An 11,642-nucleotide genomic window follows, 5' to 3' on the forward strand; every position below is an offset into this window, starting at 1 on the left:
TGAGTTGCAGGATATAGAACCCAAACCCACGCCAGATGAAATATTCAGCTCCTACCATAAAAGATATTGCCCGAGCATTGAATTTATCCACCTCCACAGTATCCCGTGCATTGCGGGATAGCTACGAAATCAATCCGGCAACCAAGAAACTGGTGCTGGAATATGCAGCCAAGCTGAATTATCATCCCAACCCCATTGCCCTGAGCCTGCGGGAACGCAGGAGTTTATCGCTGGGGGTGGTGGTGTGTGAAGTGGCCAACAGCTTCTTTTCGCAGGTAATCAACGGAGTGGAATCCATTGCCTATGAAAAGGGTTATCAGGTAATAATTTCCCAGAGCCGGGAGTCGAGCGTCAAGGAATGGCGGGGATTGCAATACCTGGCTTCTCGCTCGGTAGATGGTTTGCTCATGTCGCTTTCCACAGAAACCACCGACCTTAGCATGATCCGGCAGCTACATGCCCAGGGTTTGCCCATCGTGTTTTTTGATCGTGTAGCCGAGGATATTCCCACGCATAAAGTGACGGTGGATGGTTTTCAGGCATCTTACAAGGCTGTCAGTCATTTGATAGAAAATGGATATCGGCGGATAGCCATTTTAGCCAATGCGGCTTTTCTGTCTATCACCAAGGAACGACTGGCTGGGTACCAGAAGGCTCTGGCCGAGCATGGTTTACCTCTCCGGGAATCCTACATCCGGTATTGTGATCATGGGGGGATGTATTATGATGAGGTGGAATCGGCGCTTCGCAGCCTGCTTGCAGAAACACCCCGGCCCGACGCTATTTTTGCGGCTTCAGACAAGCTTACCACCAATTCATTGCGGGTGCTCCGGTTGTTACAGATCAAAATTCCCGATCAGATGGCGCTGGCTGGCTTTTCCAATTCTGAGCTTACCGAATTGCTGGATCCGCCGCTAACCGTCATCAAACAACCGGCTTTTGAGATGGGGCGCATTGCCACCGAATTGCTCCTGCAACTCATCGAAAGCAAACGGCCAGTCAAGGAATTCGAAACCCGGAAACTACAAGCCGAAGTATTGGTGCGCGCCTCCACTTTACCCCGAAAAAAACGGATTGTTCAGTATCCCACCAGCCGGTAAGGGGGTAGCAGTGGATTCCTGAATGTCAACTCAGTGAACAGCCATATTGCCCACTTCAAAAATTACTTTGTAGATTAAAAACAGGCCAAAGCAGCAAATAATGGTGCCGGAGATGCGGTTCAGCAGAATGACCTTCCGGAGCGTGAGCTTATGTCGGATTTTATCGGCCAGGGTAGCCTTGATCAGATCGGTAGTCAGCACAAAACCCAAACAGGTAACATAGAGCACCACCCGTTCATCCGGGTTGGGAAATTTCACGGTTAAGCCGGCGATGGTGGGAATCCAGAACAGCACCACGGCTGGATTTAGGGTGTTCATCAGCAGGCCGGCAAGCCAGCTTTTCAGGTAATCCTTTTTTCCCAAAGGAGGCATTTCCTCGTCGCCGGAACCAAGGCTGGGCTTGCGGAAAAAAATGGCGTGAATGCCCATGATCAGCAGCAAAATACCGCCTCCGATGCCTATCTGGCGTTTGAAGCTTTCCAGCATCAGGATGTATTGGCTGGCCAGGTTACCCAGCAACACAAAACTGGTGTCGCTGAACGATACACCCAGGGCAAACAATACCCCCGATTTTAAGCCGTTGTTCACGCTTTGTTTGATCAGGGCAAAAACTACCGGCCCCATTGAGATGGAGAGAAAAGCACCAATAGCCAGTCCTGTAATAAAAGCCAGCACCATAAGCCATACACAATAGGCTGGGAAATTAAGAAAATCTGCGTTTTGAACGTGATCAATCAGGATGGAATACGCTGGCTGCGCAGGTATTCCTCCCATTGGGCCAGCTTTTCATTTTTCAATACCCGGGGAAACTTATTCATCCCACCTTCTTTTCCAATATGGCGGAGGAAACCAATAAAAAGCTCATTGGGCAGGATTTCCACGAAAATTTCTTTCAGGGCTGAAGCGCGTTCTACGGCATAGTCGTCGTTGAGTTCGCACAAGGTTTGGTCGAGCAAGGCTTTCACCTGTTCGGCATTCACATGGGGATTGTCAGTGCCGATATACCATTTGTGGGCAAACAGGTTCTGATATTTCATACCCGTAACGGCAAACTCGCGGATGCAGATACCCAGCTTGCGGGATACAATATCGATGGCTTTGTTCATGTTGTCGATGGACAGATGTTCGCCACAGATGCTGAGGAATTGTTTGGTACGTCCCACAATGATGATTTCGTGTTCTGCCACATCGGTAAATCGCACCACATCTCCAATCAGGTAGCGCCAGGCTCCGGCACAGGTGCTGAGTACCACAGCATAATCCACGCCTTCTTCCACTTCATCAATCAGATAGGTGCGCGGATAGGCATGTATCAGTTCGCCGTCTTCAGTGAAATAGTTTTGGGTGAAAGGAATAAATTCGAAAAATATACCGGCATTCAGCACCAGCTTGATGCCCCGTACACCCGGCCGCGCCTGAAAACCAAAGGATCCCTCGGAAGCCATGTAGGTTTCAATAAAAGTAATAGGCTTCCCTAAGAGCCGCTTGAAGCTTTCCCGATAAGGTTCTATGGACACACCCCCATGAATATACACAGCCAGGTTAGGCCAGATCTCATGAATATGCTGCACGCCATGGTATTCCACAATGTTTTGCATCACGATCTGTACCCAGGCCGGAATTCCGCAAATCGTGCCTACATCCCATTCCGGTGCCTTGCGTACGATGAGCCGGATACGTTGATCCCAATCAGGTTTGCTGGCAATCTTTTCTCCCGGCTTGTAAAAGGCCCGGAACCAGCGGGGAATGTTTTTGGCACTGATACCACTCATGTCTCCTTCGTAGTAATCCCCTCTTTGATTCAGAGCAGTGGTACCGCCCAGCATCAGGATACCTTTTTCGAAGGTTTTGGCCGGAAGATTGAAATTCACCATCGAATACAGCTGCTTCATACCCACCTTGCGGATATTGCGCAGCATGTCCTTTGTGACGGGAATATGCTTGCTCGACGATTCAGAAGTGCCCGAACTGAGTGCAAAGTATGGCACCTTACCTGGCCAGGTCACGTCTGCCTGACCCTCCAGGCATTTATACCACCACCTGCGATGCATTTCGTTGTAGCTGTGAATGGGTACCGTATGCTGATATTCCTTTACCCAGTGTGGAGAGAGCAGGATACGGGTAAATTGATAAGCTGTCCCGAATTCAGTAAACTGTGCTTTTTGCAGCAGGCGCCTGAGCACCTGCAGCTGATAGGTGCGAGGTGTACCCAGCGCGATCTGGAATTGCTTCTTGATCTGAAGTGAACGGGCAATTAAGTTTCCAATGATGGGCATTTATCGTTAAGCTTAGATAGTAGGTGCGGGCAAATTTAGGGATAAAGAACGACAAAGTCCAGAACACCCCCTCCAGTATTTCATTCCCGATGGATGACCAGCTTTCCAGTATAGGGGCTGATCCATGTGATGCATTTGTTCTGCCGACCGGCTGTTAACAGGAGCCGAAAAAAACTGTCGGGAGTGAAAGCTGCCGTGTGGACAACCACCACATGATCCGGAGAATGGCCTGAAAACAGAGAAAACAATTCATCAGAAGTCACCTCCCTGATTCGCCAGGAAGGTGGCTCACACCAGGAAGGGAGCGGGGGGTGCAGCGGTGAGGTGAGAATAGTACCTTGTAATTGCTGGCTTATGCATGGGGCAACAGGAGTTGGGCGGAATTTGGACGACAAACGCGATAGCCTATACACCAGTTCGATACCCGGAAACAAATACCAACGATGATGCGGGAAATGCTTTTGTACGTAGGTTTTCATGGCCTGGAAAAAATAATACCGGTGCACTTTTGGATTGCTTCTCATGCTCCGGTATTTGAAATGCAATACTTTCCAGTCCGGGAAAAAATAGGCCTGCAATCCCTGCTGGTGGAGGCGCAGGCACAGATCGGTATCTTCACCGTAGAGAAAATAGGTTTCGTCAAATCCAGCCACCGCATCCCAGGCTTTTTTCCGGATGAGCATGCAGGCACCGCAAAGCACTTCGGCCGGTTGAACTTCATGAGTAGACTTATCCCCGGCGTAATACCCAGCCAGCAGGCGGGAACGGGGAAAAAGATCGTCGAGCCCCAGTATTTTGCAAAGGCTGTTCCAGGGTGTAGGGAATGCCCGGCGGGCTTCCTTCAGAAACGCACCTTTGCTGTTTTGCAGGTAAGGGCCCAGGGCGTGAACCTCCGGGTGCTGATCCATAAAAATCAGTGCTCGTTGCAATCCACCGGGATCGATCAGGGTATCAGGATTCAGAAAAAGCAAATAAGTGCCTGAAGCCTGAGCTGCTGCCCGGTTGCAGGCAGCACCAAATCCTAAGTTTCGGGTGTTCCATATCCAGGTAACCTCTGGAAAATACCTGCTCAGTGCCTGTACTTCCGGTGAAGGAGAAGCATTGTCCACCACCAGGATCTCGGCCGCTATATCCTGAACTGCTTTACGAATAGCCCACAAACAGAGCTCCAGGTAATCGGGTGTCTGGTAGTGAACCAGGATCACAGAAAGCTGCATATTCAGTTCAAATATACACGATGAGTGTTGAGCTTTCCTGCCAAACAAGGGTAATCATCTATCTTTGTGGCCATGTACAAGGCAGTTTTGTTAGACGCTATTCAGGCAGCAGGCCGGATTCTCCTTGAAGGGATCGGAGAGAATTTTCAGATCAGCCATAAAAGTACAGTGAATGATCTGGTTACGGAAGTGGATAAAAGATCGGAGGCTGTGATTCTGGAGAAGATTCGAAATCGCTATCCCGATCATGCCATACTCAGTGAAGAAGCCGGCTCCAGTGAACATTCGGGTACTTTTCGCTGGATCATCGATCCGCTCGATGGTACCGTTAATTTCGCGCATCGGTTGCCTATTTGTTCGGTGTCCATAGCGCTGGAAAAGGAAGGGGAGGTGATTATGGGTGCCGTGTATAATCCTTTTCTCAATGAATTGTTTTTTGCTGAAAAAGGGCAGGGGGCGTATCTGAATGACAAGCCTATCCAGGTTTCCGCTCAGGATCAGATCCGGCAGGCTTTTCTGGTAACGGGATTTCCTTATCAGTGGCGTGATATGCCACACGATCCGGTACAGGTGTTTGGGTATTTTATCAAACAAGGCGTGCCGGTGCGGCGGCTGGGGTCGGCTGCGATTGACCTTTGCTGGGTGGCCTGTGGGCGGTTCGATGGATATTGGGAACACCATATCCATGCCTGGGATGTGGCAGCGGGTGGGCTGATTGTGCGGGAAGCCGGTGGAAGCGTTACCGATTTTGAAGGGCAGCCCTACCGGCTTGCATCATCCAAACTGATTGCCTCCAATGGCCGAATTCATGAAGCATTGGTTCGTGCTGTACAGACGGCCTGATTATTTACCTTTTCATTTCCTGAACCATGGCAGAAGAACCTCAACGCACAGAAATTTCCACCCTGGGTGAATTCGGATTGATCGAATACCTCACCAAAAACATCGAGATCCAGAACGCCAGTACGCTGGTGGGTGTGGGCGATGATGCTGCCGTCATCGATCATTTTGGCCGGCAAACAGTCATCAGCACCGATTTGCTCATCGAGGGCATTCACTTCGATTTATTGTACACACCTCTTAAACATCTGGGCTACAAAGCTGTGGTGGTGAACCTGTCTGATATCTACGCCATGATGGCCACACCCACCCAGCTCACCATGAGTATAGCCGTGAGCAACCGGTTCAGCGTGGAAGCGCTGACCGAATTCTACGAAGGGGTGTACCTGGCCTGTGAACGGTATGGAGTGGATCTGGTGGGCGGTGATACTTCATCCTCCCAGAAGGGTTTTATCATTTCGGTGACGGCCATCGGAGAAGTGGCCCCCGATCAGTTTGTATGCCGAAACACAGCCCGCAAGGGCGATCTGATTTGTGTAAGCGGCGATCTGGGTGCTGCTTATCTGGGTTTGCAGATTCTGGAAAGAGAAAAGCGGCTTTATCTGGATGATCCGAATATCCAGCCTGAATTAGAGCCTTATACCTATGTCATTGGCCGCCAACTGAAACCCGAAGCCCGGCGCGACATTGTGGAATGGCTGCAGGAACAGAATATTCGTCCCACGGCCATGATGGATGTAAGCGATGGATTAAGCTCGGATATCCTGCACATCTGCAAACAAAGCAATCTGGGCTGTGTGATTTATGAAGATAAAATTCCGATTGCCGAAGAAACGCGGCTGGCTGCCTATCCTTTTCAGCTTGATCCCACGGCCTGCGCATTAAATGGCGGGGAAGACTATGAACTGCTGTTTACCATTCGCCAGGAAGACTACGACAAAATCACCACCAGTGAGCAAATTAGCGTCATAGGTTATATGACGGAAATTACCGATGGAGCCCATATCATCACCAAAGGAGGTAATAAGTACAAACTGGTGGCCCAGGGCTGGAATGCTTTTCAGCAGGAATAAATCAGGCCGGGTAGAACGAAGCAAGGATTTTTTTCCCTTTGTTTTTCCATTTCACTCTGGAAGGTAAGCGCGGCGCATCAAGGGGCCCGGTAAAAGGTTCGCCCCTGTGCAGGTAATAGCGGGTGAATGTGCTGGAGGTCATGCCCCATTTGCGGATGAAAGTATAATAGCCCTTGTTTTTGCGAATCCGTTTTGTGCTCTTCGATCCGAAATGATAGACCCGACTGGCCGATAATCCCTTGAAGTAACGCACCCCGGCTTGCCAGAGCTTCATCGAGAAATCGGGATCGGAATACATACCCGGCGAAAACTCAATGCTATAGCCCCCCACCAGATCCCATACATTGCGGTGTATAACATTCGGTGGCCAGGTAGCGCCCAACCAGTCGGGTTTTTGGAATGTGGCATACTGAGCCAGCAGCTCCTGTTTGCGAAAATGAGCGGGATCGCTGCCAAAGTTGGCTTGTATGGCGCAGTTGCTCGAAGCAACAGGCTCCAGCGCCGTACACGAAAGAAAGAAAAAGCAATCCGGAAGCTGCTGGATTTCCTCCCACAGCACCCGATCCCAATCGGGGCATACATACATGTCGTCGTTTAGATAGACGATAAAATCCGTTTGTACCAAAGGCCGGGCAGCATTTAAAGCATAGCACACCCCAATGTTGCTCGATGAATACGTATAGTCTATATCCGTCTGTTGTTTGACCCATTCCAGGGTGCCATCTGTTCCTTCGTTGATATGGACAATGATTTGATGCGGGAAAGTTGAATGTTGGCGAATGCTTTCAATGCATAGCTGGAGATAAGGAAGATTGTTCCATGTGGGAATGAGGATGGAAAATAGACAAGCAGAAGATTTTGAAACGGTTCGTTGATCGGAAATCATAAACGGCATGTTCAACGGAATTGCGTTTCAAAGTTAACATGATTTGCTCCACCCAATCCCCGATCCATCGGATAAACAATATTATTCCTCATTTTTCGTTTTCCAATTTCAATACAGGCTATTTTTCAAAACCCGCATTTTTGCTTCCCCTTTCTACTTGTGCAGTTTGATTGCATAGGACTTACTGACCTTTGTCTTTCATGTAAATTTCATACACTATGGAAAATATCACAATCTCTGTCATTGCCTTAATCTTCGCGCTTGCAGCCTTGATTTTGATTATTGTCGTCTTTTTCCGGCATACGATGAAAGAGAGGCTGGAAGTTGCTGCTCCTACGCCAACGCCGCAGCCCGAAACACATCCATCCAATGGCCAGGCCATTCCGGCCACCAAAGATGCGGTTCCTGCTGAGCAATCCACATCAGATCAAGTACAGGAACAAACCCCGAAGGACAATGCTCAGTCTCAACCACCCAAATTTGAGCAAAACGGATCATTGTCCGATCATCTTTCAACCCAGGAGAAGATCCACGATTTGCTGACAAAGAGTTATCGGGAAGAGGGTTATCAGACGGCTGTTCGGTTAGGATCGTCGGATTATAAATGGACGCGCATGGAAGAGCTGGTGGGGCGGGTGTTGTTGTTGGTTGATCAGGAAATAAGTAGATACAAAGAACTCAAAGAATCAACAGAAAAGCTTGCCCGGTCCAGGCGGGCGGAAGGTTATATTTCGCTGGCCGAGAATCTCGATCAGCAAGCAGAGTTATATCAAAGAGAATTTGAAAGGACAATGGAATTGAAAAAGAAAGGCGTAGCCATCATCCAGCAAATTCGCGAACATAAGATTGATCCTGACATGCCCCATGAACCCAATCAGGCGGACTATAATCCGTTTTATGTGATGCTCACCTCTTTTGAAAATGGTTTTCAGGAAGGAATTGTGGAAATCAGCCGGGCTCAAAGTATTGCATAAAAAGGTTAAACATAAATCTGCTATCCTATGACACGTATCCTTGTTCGACTCACCCAATTCTGGGATCTCTGGTGTTGTTTCCTGACCGATCATCGGTATCCCATTGCCAAAGAAGCAGGTCCAAGAACCATGCACCAAATCTGGAAATATGCGCTGGGCGTAATGTTGGTGATGGGTTTGTGGTTTTTTGTAGGATATTTCTTTAGTATGCAATATTTAGGTTTAACCAGGGGAAAAGCTATAATAGGTGGAATCTTCATGCTTGTGGTTATCTGGTTTGTGGAACGCATGATTATTCATTCCCAGATTAAAAGATTCTTTTCTAGGATAGCAATATTCAGAACCGTGTTGGCCTTTTTGATGTCGTTAGTAGGTTCTGTCATTCTGGATCAAATGCTGTTTAAAGAAGATATTCAGCAGGCTCGTCAGAAATATATTGAATTGCAGATCCAGCAACTCATCCCTTATCGTATGCAGCTGATAGATGAACACATCCAGCAGCTTTCCCTGCAGCGCCAGCAGATTGATTCCCAGATTCAGGAGGTTACTGCCGAAGTCAGAAAGCATCCCACGATTCAGCTACCCAATTACACCCAAACTGTGGTACGCGATTCTGCGGGTAGAATCCTGCAACGTGCGCATACAGCGCAATTTACCGCACAAGCCAATCCGGAATTAAATCGGATTCCGATGTTGTATCGTTTGCGAAGCCAGGCCGATAGCGCAATTTCAGCCCTCGAAACCCAGAAACAAAATGTAGCCGACCAGATCAGGCAGGAGCTGGAGCACTCACACGGTTTGCTCACAGAAATCAATGCTTTCTTTTACTTTATGTTCCATACAGAGGGGAACCGACCGGCTTTCTTTATGTGGTTAATTGTGATTTTTGTGTTTTTGTTGATTGAATTGCTGGTATTAACCATCAAAATTTTGGATGGACACAACACCAATATGTACGAGGAATTGCTGGCATATGTGGAAGACCACAAGCGCAGGCAAATGGATAAGTTTGTGTATGTTAATGAGTCAGTTAATGAATCAGCACCTCATCTGCGAAAATAGCGGGTAACTTGCCCGGCCGGAAATACGCGTCGGGCAAGCTTTTCCTGCATGTGGCCATGATGCGTACAAACCGGGCTTCCGTGGGCGTAAACTGAATGGAAATGTCTTTTCTTTCGGCTTGATCGGTAAGCTGACCTTCCAACACGGGCTCACTGGCAACGGGAGTAAAGTTGATCCCATCTTTGGATACCCTCACGCTGATTGCGGTAGGCAGGAAAATCTGATGTCGGGGATCCTGCAGGAAACCCACTGTTAGTTCATGGATAGATTGGGTTTGCTGCAAATCAATTTCCACTTCCATATTCTGCCCGTACCACCCCAGCCAGTTAAAAGCATAATCATTTGTGCCCAATATGCCATCGGTAAGGATTTGCGGGCCTTTGGCCGGATAGTCGGGAATGGGAGACGTGAGCAGCTTCACGGGCTTATGAAATGCCAGGCTCATGGCCACACCCTGCCGGAGCATCTGCTGGTAGGTATTCACAAACGATTCCACCGTTTGATGGTCTTCGTTGAGGTAGTGAATGCCCATTTGTTGGGTGATTTGCCGGAATTGCTGCAGATCTCTTTGTATTTGCGGATCGGGAGTCCATTTGCCGGCCGCATTTTCCATAAAGGCACCGTGTGCATCGGTTCCATAGAACCAGGCCTGAAGCAGCCTTACATACAGGTAGGAAAGGTAAATCTTCTGCACGCGCATGTTTAGTTCGGGCATGTTTTGCACGGCGTCCATGGCCCGTTTCAGCAGCTGATGATAGCTTACCAGTGAGTCGGGACTCAGCCAGCTGTTTTTGGCGTCGAGCGGATTGCCGTAAATATCGAGGTGGGCATGTGATTGCTCCAGTGCATGCTGCATGCTGCCGAAATATTGGGCGATGTAAGGAGCAGCAGGTCCGTAGTAACCCTGCAGAAAATCTTGTTGAATAACTTTTTCGTCTGTATTCGGGTTCCAGAGCAGCTTGGCCAGCAGGTAGCAACGCCATTCGTCGAATACGCTGGGGTCTTCGCCGCTACCTTGCTCAAACATCGCTTCCACATGATGTTGCGCAAAGTATTGCAAGTTGGGCTGAAAGATATGAAAATCCGGGAAAGGAGCCAGGTAGTGGGTAAACTGCACGGTATAGTCCCAGATCATCAGGTGATGGGTGAGCCGTTCCCAGCCTTCCAGGTCACGACGGAATGGGGCGGAGCGGGGGCTGATGGCGATGGGCTCGCTCCGGTCGCAGTTGATGGTGCTGAGCATGATCCCCACATTGGGGGCCGCTTCGATATGTTGGGGCGGATGCTGGGTGGGGCCATAAGCCAGGGTGGTGATGATATGATCGGGAAAATGAACGGCTATTTGATTTACAAAATGCAGCAAAGCACCTGAAACGCCGCCATAAGTAGCGTATAATTTTTCACAGGAATCACAGGTACAGAATGCCGTATTGTCTTCTGGAGATACAGACCAGTAGCGAGCATCGGGGTTTTGTTGTATCCGTTCACGCAGGGCATTTACAACCAATTGCCGGACCTGCGGATTGCTCAGGCATAGCTGGGTGGGCTGGCGTTTGCCGTTTATCAGGGCAAAATATTCCGGATGGGTGTGAAAATATTTTTCAGGCGGAACGAGTTTAAAAAAAGAATGTCCCCACAATCCCCAGAAATCGGCAAAATCGTTGAGCCGGTGCCAGTCCATATACCGGGCATTCATGGCTTGAGGATCGTAAACCTGGCGAAAGGAAAACGTGGGTTTTTCCACAATTTGCAAGGATGAAGGAATAGTTAAGGTGCGTTGTTCGGGTATATGAAGTACATTGTCAGCGTAAAGCCGGCAATGCAAGACCTGTTCTATCCAGCTATAGGCCGCATTCAGCACGCCGCGTTTTCCGCCGCCGGCCAGGATGATATGGGGAGCCTGTACCCGGATAAACACACTTCCTTCGGGGAGTTGCTGAATATCTTGTAGCCAGGATTTCGGTACCCAGGCCGTATAGCCAATGGCTATGACGGGCTGATGGAGTTGTGTGGTGTCATCAGCAGTGAGAACAGGCAGGGTAACGCCGGTTACCTGACGGGTGTATTGCCGGATCAGTTCGGCAGCCTGTTTTTCATACCGGCTTGCATGGGAAGTAATGGCAATGGCATAACGCGACTTGCCTTCTTGCACCAATTTGAGCTGGGAATATGGCTGAGCACAGGAGCTGATTCCCAGAGCAAGGCTCATAGGGA

The 11,642-nt window shown here is 49.1% G+C and carries 10 protein-coding genes; 5 read left to right on the forward strand and 5 right to left on the reverse strand.

Translation table 11 applies throughout. The features are described 5' to 3' along the window. Positions 1-35 precede the first annotated feature (35 nt). Positions 36-1,100, forward strand: coding sequence for a LacI family DNA-binding transcriptional regulator (locus BM367_RS06940; RefSeq protein WP_092459247.1), 1,065 nt, complete (start codon positions 36-38; stop codon positions 1,098-1,100). 30 nt (positions 1,101-1,130) lie between these two features. Here BM367_RS06940 and BM367_RS06945 read toward each other — a convergent pair whose 3' ends face one another. From BM367_RS06945 to BM367_RS06955, 3 genes are all read right to left on the reverse strand, one after another. Continuing rightward, positions 1,131-1,874: a LysE family translocator gene (locus BM367_RS06945; protein WP_092459249.1), complete on the reverse strand. Its 744-nt coding sequence runs from the start codon at positions 1,872-1,874 to the stop codon at positions 1,131-1,133. Next, positions 1,835-3,376 carry a GH3 family acyl-acid amido synthetase gene (locus tag BM367_RS06950; protein ID WP_092459251.1) on the reverse strand — a complete coding sequence of 514 codons (1,542 nt, stop codon included), beginning with the start codon at positions 3,374-3,376 and terminating at the stop codon, positions 1,835-1,837. Before BM367_RS06950 ends, BM367_RS06945 begins: the two co-directional genes overlap by 40 nt. An 80-nt stretch (positions 3,377-3,456) precedes the next feature. Next, the gene (locus tag BM367_RS06955) at positions 3,457-4,593 is read right to left on the reverse strand and encodes a glycosyltransferase family 2 protein (protein ID WP_092459253.1); all 1,137 of its coding nucleotides are present in this window, start codon (positions 4,591-4,593) and stop codon (positions 3,457-3,459) included. Positions 4,594-4,665: 72 nt separating this feature from the next. On the opposite strand from BM367_RS06955, the gene BM367_RS06960 reads away from it, so the two are divergent. Continuing rightward, on the forward strand, positions 4,666-5,436 hold the full coding sequence (locus BM367_RS06960; RefSeq protein ID WP_092459255.1) for an inositol monophosphatase family protein: 771 nt from the start codon (positions 4,666-4,668) through the stop codon (positions 5,434-5,436). A 26-nt stretch (positions 5,437-5,462) separates the two neighbouring features. Continuing rightward, on the forward strand, positions 5,463-6,506 hold the full coding sequence (gene thiL / locus BM367_RS06965; protein ID WP_092459257.1) for a thiamine-phosphate kinase: 1,044 nt from the start codon (positions 5,463-5,465) through the stop codon (positions 6,504-6,506). 1 nt (position 6,507) lies between these two features. Here the strand turns inward: thiL and BM367_RS06970 are convergent, their stop codons facing one another. Then, a complete protein-coding gene (locus tag BM367_RS06970; protein WP_222842587.1) occupies positions 6,508-7,401 on the reverse strand; it encodes a glycosyltransferase family 2 protein in 894 nt (297 codons plus the stop codon). Positions 7,402-7,610: 209 nt separating this feature from the next. Between BM367_RS06970 and BM367_RS06975 the strand changes: the two genes are divergently transcribed. Both BM367_RS06975 and BM367_RS06980 read left to right on the forward strand, forming a co-directional pair. Beyond that, positions 7,611-8,366: a hypothetical protein gene (locus tag BM367_RS06975; RefSeq protein ID WP_092459259.1), complete on the forward strand. Its 756-nt coding sequence runs from the start codon at positions 7,611-7,613 to the stop codon at positions 8,364-8,366. Between the two features lie 27 nt (positions 8,367-8,393). After that, positions 8,394-9,428: a DUF4407 domain-containing protein gene (locus BM367_RS06980; RefSeq protein WP_092459261.1), complete on the forward strand. Its 1,035-nt coding sequence runs from the start codon at positions 8,394-8,396 to the stop codon at positions 9,426-9,428. Here the strand turns inward: BM367_RS06980 and BM367_RS06985 are convergent. Continuing rightward, on the reverse strand, positions 9,397-11,637 hold the full coding sequence (locus tag BM367_RS06985; RefSeq protein ID WP_177224143.1) for a DUF4838 domain-containing protein: 2,241 nt from the start codon (positions 11,635-11,637) through the stop codon (positions 9,397-9,399). The genes BM367_RS06980 and BM367_RS06985 overlap by 32 nt on opposite strands. Positions 11,638-11,642 lie beyond the last annotated feature (5 nt).

This window comes from Thermoflavifilum thermophilum, from assembly GCF_900116565.1.
Classification (GTDB): domain Bacteria; phylum Bacteroidota; class Bacteroidia; order Chitinophagales; family Chitinophagaceae; genus Thermoflavifilum; species Thermoflavifilum thermophilum.